The sequence below is a fragment of the Micromonospora sp. NPDC050686 genome (genome assembly GCF_040654475.1).
In the GTDB taxonomy this organism is placed as follows: domain Bacteria; phylum Actinomycetota; class Actinomycetes; order Mycobacteriales; family Micromonosporaceae; genus Micromonospora.
The window spans coordinates 1-18,098 of record NZ_JBFAID010000040.1; the positions used below are offsets into that span (position 1 = coordinate 1).

18 protein-coding genes are annotated in these 18,098 nt (G+C 73.0%); 5 read left to right on the plus strand and 13 right to left on the minus strand.

Going from position 1 to position 18,098, the window contains the following annotated elements; all coding sequences use genetic code 11:
* Positions 1–86 precede the first annotated feature (86 nt).
* The 3 genes from AB0H57_RS22775 to AB0H57_RS22785 form a co-directional block, all read right to left on the minus strand.
* Complete coding sequence (locus tag AB0H57_RS22775) at positions 87–680, minus strand: NTP transferase domain-containing protein (RefSeq protein WP_357509523.1); 594 nt, start codon at positions 678–680, stop codon at positions 87–89.
* 143 nt (positions 681–823) lie between these two features.
* Positions 824–2,530, minus strand: coding sequence for a bifunctional 3'-5' exonuclease/DNA polymerase (locus AB0H57_RS22780; protein ID WP_357509640.1), 1,707 nt, complete (start codon positions 2,528–2,530; stop codon positions 824–826).
* A gap of 36 nt (positions 2,531–2,566) precedes the next feature.
* On the minus strand, positions 2,567–3,997 hold the full coding sequence (locus tag AB0H57_RS22785; protein ID WP_357509525.1) for an AAA family ATPase: 1,431 nt from the start codon (positions 3,995–3,997) through the stop codon (positions 2,567–2,569).
* A 150-nt stretch (positions 3,998–4,147) separates the two neighbouring features.
* Between AB0H57_RS22785 and AB0H57_RS22790 the strand changes: the two genes are divergently transcribed.
* Positions 4,148–5,080: an ABC transporter ATP-binding protein gene (locus tag AB0H57_RS22790; protein WP_357509527.1), complete on the plus strand. Its 933-nt coding sequence runs from the start codon at positions 4,148–4,150 to the stop codon at positions 5,078–5,080.
* Positions 5,077–5,904, plus strand: a complete 828-nt coding sequence (locus AB0H57_RS22795) for an ABC transporter permease (RefSeq protein WP_357509529.1) — start codon at positions 5,077–5,079, stop codon at positions 5,902–5,904. Before AB0H57_RS22790 ends, AB0H57_RS22795 begins: the two co-directional genes overlap by 4 nt.
* A gap of 265 nt (positions 5,905–6,169) precedes the next feature.
* Here AB0H57_RS22795 and AB0H57_RS22800 read toward each other — a convergent pair whose 3' ends face one another.
* Positions 6,170–6,565 carry a DUF4260 domain-containing protein gene (locus tag AB0H57_RS22800; RefSeq protein ID WP_357509531.1) on the minus strand — a complete coding sequence of 132 codons (396 nt, stop codon included), beginning with the start codon at positions 6,563–6,565 and terminating at the stop codon, positions 6,170–6,172.
* Between the two features lie 193 nt (positions 6,566–6,758).
* Between AB0H57_RS22800 and AB0H57_RS22805 the strand changes: the two genes are divergently transcribed.
* Together AB0H57_RS22805 and AB0H57_RS22810 are read left to right on the plus strand one after the other, a co-directional pair.
* Positions 6,759–7,649: a GNAT family N-acetyltransferase gene (locus tag AB0H57_RS22805; protein ID WP_357509532.1), complete on the plus strand. Its 891-nt coding sequence runs from the start codon at positions 6,759–6,761 to the stop codon at positions 7,647–7,649.
* A 93-nt stretch (positions 7,650–7,742) separates the two neighbouring features.
* On the plus strand, positions 7,743–8,621 hold the full coding sequence (locus AB0H57_RS22810) for an aminoglycoside phosphotransferase family protein (RefSeq protein ID WP_357509534.1): 879 nt from the start codon (positions 7,743–7,745) through the stop codon (positions 8,619–8,621).
* 40 nt (positions 8,622–8,661) lie between these two features.
* Here the strand turns inward: AB0H57_RS22810 and AB0H57_RS22815 are convergent, their stop codons facing one another.
* The 9 genes from AB0H57_RS22815 to AB0H57_RS22855 form a co-directional block, all read right to left on the minus strand.
* The gene (locus tag AB0H57_RS22815; protein ID WP_357509536.1) at positions 8,662–9,903 is read right to left on the minus strand and encodes a nucleotide disphospho-sugar-binding domain-containing protein; all 1,242 of its coding nucleotides are present in this window, start codon (positions 9,901–9,903) and stop codon (positions 8,662–8,664) included.
* On the minus strand, positions 9,903–10,490 hold the full coding sequence (locus AB0H57_RS22820) for a TetR/AcrR family transcriptional regulator (protein WP_357509538.1): 588 nt from the start codon (positions 10,488–10,490) through the stop codon (positions 9,903–9,905). Before AB0H57_RS22820 ends, AB0H57_RS22815 begins: the two co-directional genes overlap by 1 nt.
* A 150-nt stretch (positions 10,491–10,640) precedes the next feature.
* Positions 10,641–11,144: a pyridoxamine 5'-phosphate oxidase family protein gene (locus AB0H57_RS22825; protein WP_357509540.1), complete on the minus strand. Its 504-nt coding sequence runs from the start codon at positions 11,142–11,144 to the stop codon at positions 10,641–10,643.
* On the minus strand, positions 11,141–11,605 hold the full coding sequence (locus AB0H57_RS22830; protein WP_357509541.1) for a helix-turn-helix transcriptional regulator: 465 nt from the start codon (positions 11,603–11,605) through the stop codon (positions 11,141–11,143). The genes AB0H57_RS22825 and AB0H57_RS22830 overlap by 4 nt, the downstream gene beginning before the upstream one ends.
* Positions 11,606–11,635: 30 nt before the next feature.
* Positions 11,636–12,046 (minus strand): VOC family protein, encoded by a 411-nt coding sequence (locus tag AB0H57_RS22835; RefSeq protein WP_357509543.1) that lies wholly within the window; start codon positions 12,044–12,046, stop codon positions 11,636–11,638.
* Between the two features lie 110 nt (positions 12,047–12,156).
* Entirely contained in the window at positions 12,157–12,960 is an 804-nt protein-coding gene (locus tag AB0H57_RS22840) for a carbohydrate ABC transporter permease (RefSeq protein ID WP_357509642.1), read from the minus strand.
* 160 nt (positions 12,961–13,120) lie between these two features.
* Positions 13,121–14,062, minus strand: a complete 942-nt coding sequence (locus AB0H57_RS22845) for a sugar ABC transporter permease (RefSeq protein WP_357509545.1) — start codon at positions 14,060–14,062, stop codon at positions 13,121–13,123.
* A gap of 22 nt (positions 14,063–14,084) precedes the next feature.
* Positions 14,085–15,494: an N-acetylglucosamine/diacetylchitobiose ABC transporter substrate-binding protein gene (gene ngcE / locus AB0H57_RS22850; protein WP_357509547.1), complete on the minus strand. Its 1,410-nt coding sequence runs from the start codon at positions 15,492–15,494 to the stop codon at positions 14,085–14,087.
* 45 nt (positions 15,495–15,539) lie between these two features.
* The gene (locus tag AB0H57_RS22855; RefSeq protein ID WP_357509549.1) at positions 15,540–16,502 is read right to left on the minus strand and encodes a MurR/RpiR family transcriptional regulator; all 963 of its coding nucleotides are present in this window, start codon (positions 16,500–16,502) and stop codon (positions 15,540–15,542) included.
* 197 nt (positions 16,503–16,699) lie between these two features.
* Here AB0H57_RS22855 and AB0H57_RS22860 point away from each other — a divergent pair, with 197 nt between their 5' ends.
* A complete protein-coding gene (locus AB0H57_RS22860) occupies positions 16,700–17,701 on the plus strand; it encodes a BadF/BadG/BcrA/BcrD ATPase family protein (protein ID WP_357509551.1) in 1,002 nt (333 codons plus the stop codon).
* The last annotated feature ends 397 nt before the right edge of the window (positions 17,702–18,098 follow it).

Here is an 18,098-nt window from a genome sequence, read left to right on the forward strand (position 1 = left end):
GGGTGTCGAGGTCTTGCGTCACAACATGATCATCGACACCCTCTCTTCATGCCCAGACATCGACCCCTGACATCGGAACTACTCGTCTAGGCGCCGACGCGCTGCTCGGGAACGGTCAGGCCGTAGAGCAGCATCAGCTCCGGGCTGTCCACCCGGCTGCCGTCGGCCACCGAGTCGCAGGCGATGTCGACGATCTGGTCCTTGTGCGCCAGCAGGTACGGCCGGGCGCCGACGTCGGCGCTGGCCAGCGTGGCGATGCCGGACCAGTGCCGGCGACCGAAGAGCATCGGGTAGCCGCGCAACCCGTTGTAGGTGGCGCAGACCAGCACGTCCGGGTAGGGCAGCGCGGCGACCCGGCGTACCGCGGCGGCGGTCAGGCCCGGCATGTCCACCGGCACCACCACGACCGCCTCGACGTCGTCGTCGGTGAGCGCGGCCAGCCCGGCGCGGATCGACGAGCCGACCCCGGTGCCCCAGGCGCGGTTGACCACGACGGTGGCCCCGGTCAGGTCGGCCGTCTGGCGGACCCGGTCCGCGGCGGCACCCAGCACGACCACGATCTGTGCGCAGCCCGCCTCGGTCATCGTGTCAATCATCCGGTTCACCAGCGGCTTCTCGCCCTGGTGCAGCAGCGCCTCGGGTCCACCGATCCGGCGTCCGCCACCCGCTGCGATGATCATTGCTGCGATCCGGTTCAGCTGCGCCCCCTCGACCGTGGGGGCGGACCGGGCACGCTGTCGTCTGGTCCGTCCCTTCGTACGCACACCGGGACCAACGACCACCCGCCTGCCGGGGTAGCGGGGCAAAACGGAAATAATGCCGATCAGGTGGCGTCGGCGTAATGATCCACGACGGACAGATCCAGCGGAAACCGGACCGGCGTGTCCCCGAACAGCAGCGCCGTGGCCCGCTCGCCGCAGCGCGTCACCACCTCGGCCACCGCGTCCGCCCGCTCCGCCGGGCAGTGCACCACCACCTCGTCGTGCTGGAAGAAGACCAACTCGGCGCCGGTGCCGACCAACTCCGTACGCACCATCGCCAGCAGCGTCGACGCCCACTCCGCGGCGGTGGCCTGGATGACGAAGTTGCGGGTGAACCGGCCACGGGAGCGCGCCGCCCGCGCCCGCGGACTCTGCGGATCGGCCGCCGGCTCCGGATCCAGCCCCGGCAGCCCGTCGCCGAACCCAGCCGACGACGGCGGGCAGGTGCGCCCCAACCAGGACCGGACCAGCCCACCCGCCTCGCCGGTGCGGGCCGCCGCCTCCACATAGCCGAAGGCGGTCGGGTAGCTGCGCTTCAACACCGCCAGCGCCGGCAACGCCGCCCCGCCCGTCTGCCCGTACATCGCGCCCAGCAGGGCCACCTTGGCCCGCGCCCGGTCACCGCCGAACGCGTCCCGGGCCAGCGCGGCATACAGGTCGCCGGCGCCACCCGCGGCGGCCAGCCGCTCGTCGCCGGAGACCGCGGCGAGCACCCGCGGTTCGAGCTGGCCCGCGTCGGCCACCACGAACCGCCAACCCGGGTCGGCCACCGCCGCCCGCCGGATCACCTTCGGGATCTGCAACGCGCCGCCGCCCCGGGTGGCCCACCGGCCGGAAACCACGCCACCCGGCACGTACTCCGGGTGGAACCGGCCGCCGGAGACCCAGGCGTCGAGCCACGCCCAGCCGTGCGCCGTCCAGATCCGGTAGAGCTCCTTGTATTCCAGCACCAGCGGCACCGCCGGATGGTCCACCCCGCGCAGCACCCACGCCCGGGTGTTCGGCAGCTCCACCCCGGCCCGGGCGAACGCCTTGATCAACTCGGCCGGGGAGTCGGCATGCAGCCCCGGCACGCCGAGCAGGTCGGCGATCCGGGCCGACAGCTCGGCCAACCGGCGCGGCGGCCCGCCGACCGGGGACGCCTCACCGAGCAACTCGGCCAGGACCGCCTCGTGCACGTCGACCCGCCACGGCAGGCCGGCCGCGCCCATCTCGGCCGCGACCAGCGCACCGGCCGACTCGGCGGCGACCAGCAACCGGAACCGGCCGGGGTGCTCGGTCGCGGCGACACGGGCGAGCTGATCGGCGTACACCCGGGTCAACGCCGCGATGCCCGGGCCCGGCGGCCCGGCCGGGGTGTCGAAGAGCGCGACCTGGGCGTGCCCGGGCGGCTCGGCCGGCCGGGGCGGCGGATCCGCCGGCACCGCGGCGCCGGTGAGCCGCGCCCACGCCGCGGCGAACGACCGCGGCTCACCCCACCGGCCGGCGTGGCCCAGCAGCAACGACTCCGTCAGCTCCACGTCGTGACAGCGGTCCAGGCGTACGCCGGCGCGCAGCAGCGGCGGATAGCTCGTCGCGCCGGTGGCCCAGACCCAGCGCGGATGGGCGGCGGCCTCCCGGGCGGCCACCGCGGCGGCCAGGTCGGCGACCGGCTCGGCCGGGCCGCACGGCGCCCCGGCCGGGTCGAGGGGTTGCAGCACTCCCCCGCCCCGGTCGTCCGCCTCCACCGCCACCAGCACGAACGTGATTCTGCCTCGCCGGTGCGACAACGTCGCCGCAGCCACCGGGGCGGACCTGACAGCGGCTCAGGCCGGGCGGGTCACCGGCCAGAGCGCGGCCACCCGGGCGGCGTGCGCCGCGCCCACCGCGCGACCGGCACGGGCCGACGCCGGGCGGGTGGCGGGCGACAGCGCGTTGGCGCCGAACGCCGCCACCGACGCCTGGTCCGCGCTGATCACGTGCACCTTCGCCGGCGCCAGCGTCTCGATCTCCTCGGCGAGGTCGCCCCACAGGTCCGGCGCACCCTCCAGGGCAGGCCGCACCACCAGCACGTGCTCCGCCCCGACGGCCAGGTCGGCGTTCGCCGTCGACCAGGCACCCCCGTCCATGTACCGGTGGCCGTCGATGGTGACCGGCGGCCAGACGCCGGGCACGGCGGCGCTCGCGGCGACGGCGTCGAGCAGGGAAACCCCCGAGTCGCGGGTGAAGGCGACCCGGTCGCCGGTCTCGACGTCCACCGCCGCCAGCACGAGACTGCGGTCCGGCCACTGCTTCACCGGCAGCCGCGCGTCGACCGCGGCGAGGCGCACCGCCGGATCGACCGTCTCCGCGGCCGACGCCACCGCGCCGACCCGGCGGCGGGACTCCTCCGGCGTCGACGCGCCGGCCACCGCCTCACCGAGCCGGGCGAGGAGCTGCTCGGTGTCGACTTCGACCGCCACCTCGGCGGTCTCCGAACTCAGCTGGGCGGCGTACAGGTCGTCGAGCGGGGTGCCGCTGGTGATCTGGGCCGCGACGGAGGCGCCGGCCGACGTGCCGACGACCAGGTCGGCGGCGAGGATGCGGCCGGCCAGGGCGGGCTCGGCGTCGGCGAGTCCGCGCAGGACACCGAGCTCCCAGGCGATCCCGGCGACGCCACCACCGGCGAGGACGAGTGCAGTGGTCACCCGCAGCAGTCTTCCACGCGGCAGCCGAGCCCGCGGCGTTACGGACAGCGGGACCGCTGGCCGGTCGTCCACCACCACGACGACCTCCTCGCCCTCACCCTCGGGCCGTTCGAAGGCGTCGAGGTAGTGGTCGAGCAGCTCCCCGGTCACCGGAAAGGCGGCGTTGGCGTCGAACCGGCCGGCCCGGACGCCGAGCCGCCGCCGCAACAGCGCCGGGTCGGCGTCGAGGTGAACCAGCCGCCACCGCGCCCCGGCCCGCTCGACCAGTTCCTTCACCTCGTCGCGCCGGGCCCGTTGCCACAGGCTGGAGTCGAGCACCACGTCCCGGCCGTCCGCCAGCAGCGCGCGCAGCCGCTGATCCACCGCCTGCCTGGCGACCCGGGTGTGCTGCTCGTACCGCTGCGGCGGATAGTCGACGCCGTACCGGCCGAACCGGCGCCAGATCTCCTCGTCGACGCTGAGCCGGACATACCCCTCGGCCTCAAGGGCCTTCGCGTAGGTGGTCTTGCCCGAACCGGCCACCCCGCACAGCAGCACCACCTCGGGCCGACCCGACGAGCCGATCTCCATGCCCGGAGGATGCACCGCCGGAGGATCCGTTGTCACCCGAGATCCGGCCAACGCGGCGGCGGCACCCGGGTCGGCCATGGATTCCTCATGGTCAGGAGATGACATCGCGGGGGTGGGCCCGGTGACAACTCCGCCCGCATCGTCAGGGGCATGGAAGACGTCGTGATCGACGTGGCTGGCCTGCGGCACAGCTACGGAAAGTTCGAAGCCGTCCGCGGGGTGTCACTGCGGATCCACCGGGGCGAGCTGTTCGCCCTGCTCGGCACCAACGGCGCCGGCAAGACCACCACCATCGAAGTGCTGGAAGGGCTCCAGACGGCGACCGCCGGCCGGGTCCGGGTGCTCGGGCTGGACCCGGTGCGCGACCGGACCACCCTGCGCCGGCGGACCGGGGTGATGCTCCAGCACGGCGGGTTCACCGGCTCGCTGACCGTACGGGAGACCGTCGAGGTCTGGCGCCGTCTCACCGTACGGCCACGCCCCGCCCGCGAGGTGCTGGAGCTGGTCGAACTCGCCGACCGGGAGACGGTAGCGGTGGACCAACTCTCCGGCGGCGAGGGCCGGCGACTGGAACTGGCGCTGGCGGTGCTCGGCCGGCCCGAGGTGCTCTTCCTCGACGAGCCGACCACTGGCATGGACCCGGCCTCCCGACGCCGCACCTGGGACATCGTCCGCGAACTCCAGCGGGCCGGCACCACCGTCCTGCTCACCACCCACTACCTGGAGGAGGCGGAGGTGCTCGCCGACCGGGTCGCGGTGCTGCGCGGCGGGCACGTCGTCGCCACCGGCACCCCCGAGGACGTGGTGGCCGCCCTGCCCGCCCGGATCACCTTCCGGCTACCGGCCGAGCCGGCCCCGCCCGACCTGCCGCACGCCACCCGGTCGGTGCGAGGCGACCGGGTCAGCTACCAGACCCGGGACCTCCAGGGCGACCTGGCCCGGCTGCTGAGCTGGGCCGCCGCCCGCCAGATCCGACTGGCCGGGCTCTCCGCCCGCCCCGCCACCCTCGAGGACGTCTTCCTCGACCTCGCCGCCGACCAGCAGCCGCGCGTGCCGCAGCAGGAACGGGAGACCGCCCGATGAGCCGTACGACGACGACCGGCCCGGCCACCGCGGCCCGCGACCGGGCGACCCGACCGACCTGGCAGATCCTGGCCCTGCTGCGGATGGAACTGCTGGTGCTGCGGCACAACTGGACCGCCACCGGGATGTCCGTGGTCACCCCGCTGCTGGTGGCCATCCTGCTCACCAGCGGGTACGGCGGCCAGCCGGTCCCCGGCGTCCGCCGGGTCGCCACCGTCAGCGCCGTGCTGCTGACCTTCGTGGTGCACCACCACCTGACCACCGTGTACGCGGCACGCCGGCAGGAGATGGTGCTCAAGCGGCTGCGCACCGGCCTGCCCGCGGACCGCACCATCCTGCTCGGCACGGCCAGCGGCACCCTGCTGACCTTCCTGGGGCAGGCCCTCGCGCTGGTCCTCTACGCCGTCGTGGTGCTCGACCTACCCGTACCGGTCAACCCGCTGATCATGCTGGTGGCGCTGCTGCTGGGCGCCGCGGTGATGGCCGCGTACTCCGCGGCGCTGTCCGCCGTCACCCGCAGCTCCGAAGCGGCCATGCTGACCACCCTGCCCTCCATGGTGGTCTTCCTGGCCGCGCCGGGCGCGCTGCTGCCGCTGGACACCCTGCCACCGGCGCTGGACCGGATCCTGTGGTTCCTGCCGACGGGGCCGTTCACCGAACTGCTCCGCGTGGGCTGGCTGGGCCAGGACGACCAGGGCAACGGGCTGGACCTCGCGGCCAGCGTCGTGGCGGCGCTGCCGGCGGTCGGCGTACTGGTCGGCTGGCTGGTGCTCGGGCTGCTGGCGGCCCGGCAGTGGTTCCGCTGGGAGCCCCGCAACGGCTGACCCGGCCAGGCGTGGAGGCAGGTCAGCAGGACGGGGGCTGGCCTGCCGCCAGGCGTTCCGCCCGCCGGCGCAGGCGGGCCAGGGCAAGCAGTGGCAGCAGGTGAGGGTTGTCCGGCGCCGCGTTATCCGTCGACCGAGTCGGCAATGCCCTTTCGAGAGCCGCCCGCAACGAATCCATTGTCACGGCCAGAACCTACCGGCCCCGCACGAGGCGCTCGAGGCGCATTTTCGGCTGCTCGTCGGGCTGCCCGACCCTTGCCCTGCCTCAGCGGCGGGAGTGGCCGCGTGACGCCTTGCCGATCCGGCCGAGGTGGGTGTGCTCGAACCCCTCGCTGGCCTTCAGCCCGTAGCCGAGCGCGCGGTCGACGGCGATGTGGAAGAACCACGCGACGGCGAGGACGCCGAGCCAGTCGATCGGGTCGCCGAGCGCCGCCGCGATCACCGCCACCGCGCCGACCAGCGCCGGCAGCGCGTAGGAGTGCCCGAGGTTGTAGCAGAACGCGCCGGCCCGGGGACCGCGCAGGTAGCCGAGCATGGAGAGGTCGAAGGCGAGGAAGAGAACCAGCAGCCACCACCACGGGTAGCCGACGGCGACGGTCACCACGACGGCGAGGGCCGCGACGACGCCCGCCTCGATGCGCTGCACCGCAACCGGATTCACCGGACCACCTTAACGACCGGCATACCGGCTCGACCGAGTGCCGCGACCGTTGCTACTGTTCCGGCGCGTCCTCGATCACGACCGGCAAGGAGGTGAGCGCCATGACCCGCACGACCGTCATGTGCTCCCACCCGGCCGAGAGGACACCGGGTTACTGAACCGGGAGCACAGAGCTTTCCCCGGAAGGAACCCCATGACCGATCTGGTCATCCGCCCGCTCGTCGCGGGTGAGGAACACCTCTTCGACTCCCTGCCCGACCCGGGCCTCGTCGGCCGGGCGATCTTCGGCGAGACGTACGCCGAGGGCCACTACCGCCCCGAATGGTCCTGGGTCGCCCTGCGCGACGGCGTCGTCGTCGCCCGGGCCGCCTGGTGGGCCGGGCCGGACGACCCGGCCCCGCTCGCCCTGAACTGGTTCGACTTCACCGACGCCGAGGCGGCCGTCGAACTGCTGCGCACCGCGCCGTTCCGCACCGAGTACTCGATCGCGCTGCCGGCGGGCTGGCGGGAGGACGAGACGGTCCGTGCCCAGGCGCAGGCCCGCATCGACGCCGCCGTCGCCGCCGGGATGCGGGTGCTGGTCCATCGGTACCGTTACCGCTGGACGCCCGACCAGGGTCTGCCGGAACGGCCCGGCCGGCTCGAGTTCCGACCCGAACCCGACGACACAGTGATCCTGGACCTGCTGCGTCGGATCGGCGAGGGCAGCCTGGACGCCCACTTCCGGCACGCGGCCGACCGGCACGGCCCCGAGGCGGCGGCCCAGGAGGACCTGGACCTCCTGCGCTGGCTGCCGGGCCCGCGCGACTGGTGGCGGCTCGCCTTCGCCCCCGACGGAGAGCTCGTCGGGCTCACCGTGCCGAGCCGCAACCTGGCCGATCCCATCGTGGCGTTCATCGGCGTCCTGCCCGCGCAGCGCGGCCACGGGTACGCCTACGACCTGCTCGTCGAGGCCACCCACATGCTCGTCGCGGAGGGCGCGGACCGGATCGTGGCGGCCACGGACCAGCCCAACAAGCCGATGGCGGCGACCTTCGCCCGCGCCGGGTACCCGGTCGAGAGCGAGCGCGTCGACCTGGTGTGACGCCCGCCCTCCCGGCCCGTCCCAACGGGCGGGCCGGGAGGGCCGGCAGGTCCGATCATGGTGGTCGGGGGCATCCATGGAATGAGGTACGTCGTGACGCAACCCGGGCAGGACGACCGGCACGTGGACGTGTCGCTGGTGCGCCGGCTGCTGGCCGCCCAGTTCCCGGAGTGGGCCGACCTGCCGGTCCGGCCGGTCGACGCGGACGGCCGGGACAACAGTATCTTCCGGCTCGGCGCCGACCTCGGCGTACGGCTCCCCCGCCGCGAACTCGGCGCCCGGCACCTGGACGCCGAGATCCGGTGGCTGCCGGTGCTGGCGCCGCACCTGCCGCTGCCGGTGCCGGAGCCCGTGGGCCGGGGCGTGCCGTCGGCGGAGTACCCGTGGCACTGGGCCGTTACCCGGTGGCTACCCGGAGCGGTCGCGGCGCTCGAGCCCGTACGCGACGAGGCCCGGACCGCCGACGAGCTCGCCCGGTTCCTCGCCGCGCTCCGGGCCGTCGACCCCCAAGGCGGCCCGCCCAGCCACCTGCGCGGCCGGCCCCTCGCCGAACGGGACGCCGCCGTCCGCACGGCGATCGCGGCCACAACCGACTCGGAGCCGGCGGCCCTGACGGCGGTGTGGGAGTCGGCCCTCGCCGCACCGCCGTGGTCCGGCGCGGGCGGGTGGACCCACGGGGACCTGCATCCGGCGAACCTGCTCGTCGTCGGCGGCCGGTTGAGCGCCGTCCTCGACTTCGGCCTGCTCGGCGTCGGTGACCCGGCCGTCGACGTGGTCGTGGCCTGGACGGTGCTCTCCCCGCCGGCCCGCGAGCACTTCCGCGCCGCGTCCGGCACCGACGAGGCGACCTGGCGGCGGGCCCGGGGCCGGGCGCTCGGCTTCGGGCTGATGTGCGCCCACGCCTGCGCCGGATCGCTGGTCGGCCGGATCGGTCGGCGCACCGTCGACCAGGTCCTCGCCGACCGCCGATAGCCGTCGACGGTCGCCACCCACGGCTACCAATCCGGTCACCTCATCGACCCTGCGCTCCGCGCTTCTCGATGGCGTCGGCGGCGGCCTGGGGTCCGCCGGAGGCGTGGAAGGCGTCCCGGATGCGGTGGGCGCCGTCGGCACAGTCGCGGGCCTGGAGGATGGCCGACCGGAGCCGTTCGGGGGTGAGCCGGGCGGGCTTGACGCTGGTGCCGGCGCCGCTGGCCCGGACCCGCTGGGCGACCTCGTGCTGGTCGCGTCCGAAGGGCACGACGCACACCGGCACGCCGCGGGCGAGGGCCTTCTGGGTCGCCCCCATGCCGCCATGGGTGACCGCGACCACGCTGCGGGTCAGGACGGCGGAGTGCGGGACGAACTCCTCGACGTGGGCGTTGGCCGGGATCCGGTACGAGTCCCGGATGCCGGCCGGTAGGGTCGCCACCACCTGGACGGGCTCATCGGCGAGGGCGTCCAGGGCGACCTGCACGAGGCGGCCGTCGTCCTGGGCCTCGGACGAGGTGGTGACGAGCACCACGGGGTCGGTGAGGTCGGCCAGCCAGCTCGGCTCCGCGACGGGCGGCTCCCACTCGCACGGCCCGACCAGGACGGTCTGCTCGGGCCAGTCGCGGCGCGGATATTCGAACGGCTCGGCCGTGGTGACCAGCATCAACTGGGCCCGGGTGAACATGTCCCGGGCGTCGGCGAGGTCGCTGAGGCCGAGGTCGCGACGCACCTTGTTGAGCATCGGGAGCACGGCCCGCTCCAGGGTGCCGAAGACCAGCGGCCGCAACGCCAGGTCGCGCAGTCGACCGAGCGGGCCGCGGGCCGGTGGCAGTCCGGGGCCGAACGGGGGCGCGTCCCGGGACGGGATCGCCGGCGTGTAGGGGGAGAACTCGACGAACAGGCCGCCGGTCGCCGCGGCCCAGCGTTCGGCCTCGGCGAGGCCACCCCAGGAGTTCACGTCGACGAGGACGACGTCCGGCTGGTGCTCCGCGATGGCCTGGCGCAGGTCGGCGGCCTCGTGCGGGGCGCGTTGGGCGAAGACGCCGATCCCGGCCCGCAGCGCGGCGACGGTCCCCCGCGGCAGTCGGGTGGGCTCCACGATCGCCGGGACGCGAGGATCGATCGGCGCCGCGTCGAAGCCGAGCCGGCGCATCGTCTCCACCTCGGAGGCGAGGGTGCGCAGCACGATCCTGTGTCCACGGCGACGAAGTTCGAGGAGCAGGGCCGCGGCGGGGAACAGGTGTCCCTTCGCGGGTGAGGTGTAGGCGAGCACCGTTGCCATCAGGTCTCCTCGGTGAGGGGGGCGAGCATCTCGGTGAGCGCCAGCTCAGTCTGGCCTCGGCTCAGGCCCGCGTCCCGGCGCAGCAGTTTCCAGGTGGAGACATCACAGATCGCGACGAGCTGGGCCAGCCGCCGCTGCCGGGTCGAGCCGGTCAACCGGTCCAGCGCGGACGCGAACGCGGTCTCGCACCACCTGCGGTGCACCTCCCGCCCGATGTCGGCGATCGAGCGCCCGGACGGGTCGAACGGTTCCTCCGCCAGGAGCTTGAGCGACAGGTCGCCCGCCTTTTCGTAGTGCTCGACCAGGTTCGCCACGGCCGCGCCCACATCGCCGGGCGGCACGGTGGCGCGCGTCGTGGCGATCTCGGCGCTGACCCGTTCGACCGCGGCGGCGACGAGGCCGTTCTTGTTGTCGAACCGGCGGATCACGGTCTGCACCGTCACCCCGGCACGCTGCGCGACGTCGGCGAGCCGAATCTCGCTCAGTGGCTGTTCGAGGAAGAGCGAGACCAGCGCATCGATGATGCGCTCGCCGGTGAGCCGGGCCGTGACGGCCCGCGCACCCTGGCGGTACTCTCGCCGGTTCATGTTAGTCATATTAACATGAAAATGCCGCCGGCACGGCCACACCACCCGGCCCGGAACGGAAGGGCCGGCCCCGCCCCGACCGGCGCACGGCGGAATCCCGCCCGAGCCGTACCGCCCGCCCGGGCGGGCCAGCCCCTTGCGCGTACGCGATCAGCCGAGCCAGCGGCCGTCGCGCATCAGGTCGCGGCCGGGCAGCTCGTTCGCCTCCCGCCAGGCCTGGATGCGCCGGGGCCGAATCAGGAAATATTGATAGGACTCGGCGAGCCCGGCCGGGTCGAACCCGGTCTTGGCGGCGAACGCCTCCCGCATCGACGGGGTGAGGTCGGCGGGGCCCAGCGCCTCGGCGATGCCGTCGATCATGACGACGTCGCGGGTCGGCCCGAGACCGAGCCGCACCCGGCCGTCGGCCCGCAGGTTGCGGCCGGTGACCGAGTCACGCGGCGTCGAGACGAGCAACGCCGTCCCGTCCCAGAGGTACGACAGCGGCACGAGGTGGACGCCGCCCCGGGGGCCCGACGTGGCGACCCAGAGATCGACGTCGTTCTCCAGTCTGGCGCGGGTGTCCCGCAGCCTCTCCGCAATGCCTCGCGGCGGCGCGTCCCTCATGTCTCCCCCGTTCATCTCGTCGAAACTCGTCGCGGCGTACGTGGTCACGCCGGCTGCGGCTCGGCCACCCGTGCCTCCTGCTTCCGCAGCGGCCTGGTGACCTGTTTCGCCACGCACGACGGCATCCCCGCGGTGGCGCGGACCGCCTCCCGGCGGTAGGCGCTGGGCGACATCCCGACCAGCTCGGTGAAGCGGGTACTGAAGGTGCCCAGCGACGCGCAGCCCACCGCGAAACACACCTCGGTCACGCTCAGGTCGCCCCGGCGCAGCAACGCCATCGCCCGCTCGATGCGCCGCGTCATCAGGTACGCGTACGGCGACTCGCCGTACGCCAGCCGGAACTGGCGGCTGAGGTGCCCGGCGGACACGTGTGCGCCACGGGCCAGCGCCTCGACGTCCAGCGGCTGCGCGTACTCCCGGTCGATGCGGTCCCGCACCCGGCGCAGCCGGGCGAGGTCGTCCAGGTGCCGGGCCGCGCTGCGGGCGCGACCCCAGGAGGGGTGGCACATGATCAGCTCCCTACGTCCGTCAGCCGCCGCTCAACGCAGCTCCTGGATACGGATCAGGTTGCCGGCGGGGTCGCGGAAGGCGCAGTCGCGGATGCCGTACGGCTGCTCGGTCGGCTCCTGGACGACCTCGGCGTCGCCGGCCCGTACCTTCTCGAAGGTGCCGTCCAGGTCCGGCGTGGCCAGCAGGATCCAGCCGTAGGTGCCCTTGGCCATCATCTCGGCGATGATGCGGCGCTCGTCGTCGGTGATCCCGGGGTCGACGGCCGGCGGCGCCAGCAGGATCGACGTGTCGGGCTGGCCGGCGGGGCCGACGGTGATCCAGCGCATCCGGCCCTGGCCGACGTCGTTGCGCACCTCGAAGCCGAGGACGTCCCGGTAGAAGGCCAGCGAGGCGTCCGGGTCGACGTGCGGGAGGGCGGTGGTGTGAATGGTGAGGTTCATGACGATCAGGCTAGTAGCAGCCCGGTGACCTGGGCTTCTTGATTCCTGATCGACTGCCGGGTCACCGGTGGCGACCCGCGAGACGGGTCGCCACCGCACGGGTGCGCCCGCTACTTCCCCACGCCCGCCGTCAGGCCCGACTGCACCTGCCGCTGGAACACGATGTAGACGATCAGCACCGGCAGCATCGCCATGGTCACCCCGGCGAAGAGCCCCGACCAGTCCGACTTGTAGCCCTGGTTGACCGACAGCTCGATCAGCCCCTGCGAGATCACCTGGTGCTTCGGCTCCCCCGCCACCGACTGCATGAGCAGCGTCGGCAGGTACCACTGGTTCCACTGGCCGAGCACGTTGAAGATGCCGATGCTGATCAGGCCGGGCTTGGCCATCGGCAGCATCACGCTGAAGAACAGCCGGCTGTGCGAGGCCCCGTCGACCAGGGCCGCCTCGGCGATCGAGTCGGGCAGCGTCCGGAAGAACGAGTGCATGAAGAAGATCGTGAACGACAGCGACCAGGCCACGTAGACCACGATCAGCATCAGGTGCTTGTTCGGCCCGAGCAGCGGGAAGACCACGCCCATGTTGTAGACGCCCTTGAACAGGGGCACCGCCGCCAGGTAGATCGGCAGGGTCAGGCCGGTCAGGAACATGTAGTAGATCGCCCGGTTGCCCGGGAAGTCGTACCGGGCCAGCACGTAGGCGGCCATCGAGCCGAGCAGCATGGTGAGGGTGACGCTGCCGGCCAGCACCAGAACGGTGTTCAGGAAGAACGCCCCGAGGTGCCCCTCCCCCCAGGCCCGGCCGAAGTTGTCGAAGTGCAGCTTGTCGGGGATCAACGACAGCGGCTTGCGGATCACCTCCGAGTCGCTCTTGAGCGCCGACATCACCACCCAGACCAGCGGGTAGATCACCATGACCGCCCACACCAGCAGGAACAGGTGGGAGAAGCCGTTGAAGACGCGTCCGCCCAGGCCGGCGCCGGGGGTCCGGGCGGCGCCGTCGGAGTCCCGGCCGGCGGGCGGTGGGGCCTGATCGGTACGGGGATGGGTCGTGGTGCTCATCGTCCAGGCCTCCTCAGAACTCGATCCGCTCACGGCGGGTGATCCTCAGCTGCGCCGCGGCGAGCAGGATCGTGAAGATCGCCAGCGCCACGCCCATCGCGCAGGCGTAGCCGAACTGGCCCTTCTGGAACGCGGTGAAGTTCAGCACCGAGGCGAAGATCTCGCTGGCGTGGTCGGGACCGCCCTGGCTGGGTGTCATGACGAAGACCAGGGCGTACATGTCCAGCGCGATGAACCCCAGGTAGACCCAGGCCACCGAGATGGTGTCGCGCAGCAGCGGCAGGGTGATCCGGAAGAAGGTGTGCACCCGGCTGGCCCCGTCGAGGATGGCCGCCTCGTAGATGTCCTTCGGGATGGACTGCATGGCCGCCGAGAAGAGCACCATGTAGAAGCCCGCCCCGCTCCACACCGCGATCAGCAGCAGCCACCACAGCACCGCCGGCACGCCCAGGAACGGCTCCGGGTCGGCGGTGAAGGCGATCGGGTTGTCCGCGTCGACCAGCCCGATCTTGATGAGCAGGCCGTTGATCAGGCCCTGGTTGTCGGAGCGGTAGATCTGCTGCCACATCACGGCGATGACCACCAGCGACAGCACCTGCGGGAAGAAGAAAATGATTTTGTAGACGCCGGAGCCGAACACCCCGCGGATGCCCGCCCTGTCCTCGCGTCCGCCCACGTTGAGCAGGAACGCGAGGAACAGGGCCAGCGCGATGGTGAACAGCGGCACGGTGACCAGGAAGAACACGTTGTGCCAGAACGCCTTCCGGATCAGCTCGTCGGAGAGCAGCCGGACGTAGTTGTCCAGCCCGACGAAGTTCTGCCGGTCGGAGTACCCTCCCCAGTCGGTCAGCGAGTAGCCGGCCGCCTGGGCGAAGGGCCACACCACGTAGAAGAGGTACAGCGCGACGGGCAGGGCCAGGAACCCCGTCACGAAACGCGCGACACCGTGCCGCATGGGACTCACTTCCTCGTACGGATCAGGCGGTGCGGGTCTGCTTCTTGATGGACGAGTCCTTGGCGACCTTGTCGGCGGCCGCCTGCATCTTGTCGACGAACTGCTGCGCGGTGATGCGCCCCGCCATCAGCTCCTCGGAGAGGTTCTGGCTCTCCTTGTCCAGGTCGGCGTAGAAGTCCCAGAACTTGGTCTTGATCAGGGTCTTCGGGGCGTTCTTCATCAGCTCGTTGGCGGTGGTCAGCGCCGAGTCCTGCACATTGTCGCCCGAGCCCTTGGTGGAGGCCAGGGACTTGGTCAGCTCGGCGTACTTGGCCGCGCCGGCCTTGGAGAGCACCGCGCGCAGGAACTCCTTGGCCGCCGCCTTGTTCGGGGCCTTGCTGGGCACCACGAGGCCCTCGCCGGCGCCGGCGAAGACGTCGCCGGGCGCCTTGTCGCTCGCGCCCAGACCCCAGTAGTCGGAGAGCTTCATCTCGAAGCCCGGCGGGATGGTCGCCGCCATCTCGTTCTTCAGCCAGGTGCCGACCTGGATGAAGGCCGCCTTGCCGTCCAGCCACGCCTGCTGCGACTGGGTGTGGTTGAGGTTGCCGGGCAGCAGCAGCTTGTCCTTGACCATCTTCTCCCAGACCTGCAGGGCCGGCAGGACACCGTCGGCCTTCCAGGCGTTCTCCTTCAGGTTGTCGATGTCGACCACCACCTGCTTGCCGGCGGACTTCCAGATGGTCGCCATCAGCGCCCAGCGCGGGTAGTAGCCGTGCACCGCGTCGTGCACGTACGGGGCGATGCCCTTGGCCTTGATCTTCGGCGCGAGGGCGAAGAACTCGTCGAACGTCTTCGGCGGCTGCCAGCCCTCCTTGTCGAACAGGGCGCCGTTGTACCAGTTGCCCCAGACCGTGAAGGCCACGTTGACCACGTAGAACTTGTCCTGGAAGGTGCCGTCCTCGACGGTGCCCGGCAGCAGCGTGTCGGCCACCGTGCCCTCGCCCTCCCAGGCGGGGGCCTTGAGCAGGTCGTCCAGCGGCTCGATGGCGCCCTCGTTGACCAGGGTGCTGATGTCCATCATGTCGGCGCCGGAGTTCATCACCAGGTCGCTCGGCTGGGTGGCCATCTTCGGCTGTTCTTCGGTCTTGATCTTCTGGGTGGAGCTCATGTTGACCGTGACGTTCGGGTGCTTGGCCTTGAAGACGGTCTGGTCCTCCTTGGCCCACTGGTCGCCGAGGCCGCCGTTGAAGATCACCACCTTGACGGCGCTGCCGTCCTTGACGCCGAACGGGTTGTCCGCGCTCGTCGACCCCCCGGTGTCGGTGGACTTGCTGGGCTCGCTGCCGGCGCAGGCGCTGAGCAGGCCGGCGGCCGGGGTGACGAGCAGGCCCGCGGCGGCGGCGCGCCGCAGCAGGGTCCGGCGGCTCAGGTCGGCCGGGTTGGTGTCCGCCATGTCATCTCTCCTTGTGAGGTGGGGCGAGGTGGAGTGCGTCCGCGATCACGGGGTGGCCCCCTTCGCGGCCTTGTGCCCGTCGACGGCCTGGGCGGTACGCCGGAAGGCCGCGTGGGCGCGGTCGTGAGTGCGTTGCGCGACCGCGATGTAGAGCAGGTCGAGAACGACCAGCTGCGGGTGCCGGGCCGACAGGGCGTCCGGCCGGAAGGTGGTGGCCTGGCTGGCGGTGAGCAGCACGACATCGGCCAGCTCGGCCAGGGGTGAGCGGGGGAAACCGGTGACGGCGATGGTGGTGGCGCCCCGGCTGCCGGCCTCGGCGACCATCTCGATGGTCTCCCGGGTCTGCCCGGTGTGCGAGACGCCGAGCCCGACATCCCCCGTGCCGAGCAGCGCGGCGCTGGCCAGCCCCTCGTGCACCTCGCTCCACGACCACGCGGCCACCCCGATCCGGTGCAGGCTGAACTGCATCTCCCGGCCGACCAGAGCGCTGCCGCTGGCGCCGAAGATGTTCACCCGGGACGCCCCGGCGATGGCGACCGCGGCCCGTTCCACCTCGGTGAGGTCGAGCAGGGCGGCGGTGTCGTGCATGGCTCGGGTGTCGGCGGCCATGATCTGGTCGAGCACCCGGGACAGCGGGTCGCCGGGCTGGATCTCACGTCCGATGTCGACCGTCCACCCGGCGGAGCGGGCCCGGCCGGTCTCAGCGGCGATGCCGAGCCGCAGGTCGGCGTAGCCGTCGAAGCCCATCGCCCGGCAGAACCGGGTGATGGTGGCCGGCGACGTGCCGCTGCGCTCGGCCAGTTCCACGATGGTCGCCCGGGCCGCCGCCTCCGGGTCGCTCAGCACGTGCTCGGCGACCCGGCGCAGCGCGCCGGTCAGCTCCTCCGTCCCGGCCCGGACCCGGGCCAGCACGCCCTCGGCGGCGACCCCGGCCGCCGTCCGCCGATCAGCCGTGTCGGCGTCGACCACCGCGGTGCCCGCACCGGTGTCGAGCTCGTGATCGGCCATCGACAGCCTTTCGGAAAGAGTGTTAACTGTTAGTGGTAAAAGTTCTTACTACGGGGCCCTTCCTGTCAAGGGTGTGGGCGAAGTTTTCAAACCGTTACCTGCCGCGCACCGCCCGCCGCGGCCCGGGCCTTGCCCCGCGACGGCCGGCCCACCAGCATGGATGCGCCCGCACCGTCGACCTTGGGGAGGCCGCAGCGATGCCCGGCGACGTCGTGGTCGGTCTCGACATCGGAGGTACGTCCACGCGGGCGGCCGCGTTCACCCTGGACGGAACCCGCGTCGGCACCGGCCGGGCCGGCGGCGGCAACCCGACCACCCATGGCGCCGACCGCGCCGCCGGCGAACTGCTCGCCGCCCTGCGCGAGGCACTCACCAGCGTGGATCCCGCCCGGGCCCGCGCGGGCACCATCGGGCTGGCCGGGGCAGGCCGGCTGCTCGCCGACCCGGACGGCCGGGCCGCCTTCGACCGGGCCTGGCGCGAGGCGGGCCTGCGCTGCCCGTACGCGGTGCACGGCGACGCCCTCGTCGCGTACGCCTCGGGGACCCCGGCCCCGGACGGCACGGTGTTGATCGCCGGCACCGGCGCGATCGCCGCCCAGGTCCGCGACCTGCGACTGGACCGGGTGGCGGACGGACACGGCTGGCTGCTCGGCGACGCCGGCTCCGGGTTCTGGCTGGGCCGGGAGGCGGTCCGCCGACTGCTGGCCACCCTGGACGCCGCCGGGTCCCCCGGCCCGCTGGACCGGCGGGTGCTCACCGAACTGCTCGGCGCCGACGAGGTGGCCGCCCGCCCCCGGCACACCGTCGACGCGGCGATCCAGGCGGTGACCCGACGCCCGCCGGTGGAACTGGCCCGGCTGGCGCCACTGGTGGTCGACGCCGCCCGCCGGGACGAGCCCGCCGCCGTGGCGCTGATCGCCGAGGCGGCCGAGCACCTCGCCGAGACGGCGAGCCGGATCCGCCCCGCCGGCTCCACGGCGCCGCTGGTGCTCGGCGGCGGCCTGCTCACCGCCGACACCCCGCTGGCCACCGCGGTACGCGCCGAGGCGACCCACCGCTGGCCGAGCGCGCCGGTCCACCCGGCCGGCGACGGCGCCGCCGCGGCGGCCTGGCTCGCCGCCCGGGACCTGCCCGAGGTGACGGATCCGGCCGCCCTACATGCCCGGCTGCTTCCCGGCCCCGCCGCCCGGCCCGGTTGACGGCCCGCCGCCGGCCGTGCCGGGCCACACGAACCGGCGCCGACCGGCACACGCGGTGGCCCCGATCGCCGCGCGCGCCGAACTCACCGACCGCCAACCGGCGGCAGCCCCGCTCGCTGTGCGCACCGAACTCACCCGACCGCCACTGGCCGGCGACCGGCGGTAGGCCCGGTCACTGCCTACCAACTTGATGTCACAGACGAGTCAGGCAGCCACCCAGAGCGACGACTTTGCCCGCTTTGCCCGCCCCGGTGATTCGTTTACGACATCAAGTTGGTAGGCGTCCGAGAGGCCATCCTCACCCCTCGGCCGCCGGCGCGCCCCGACCGCCGCCGCACCCCGCCACACCCCCGCCCACCGACGCAACCCGCCGCCGGTCCCGACGACACCGACCCGA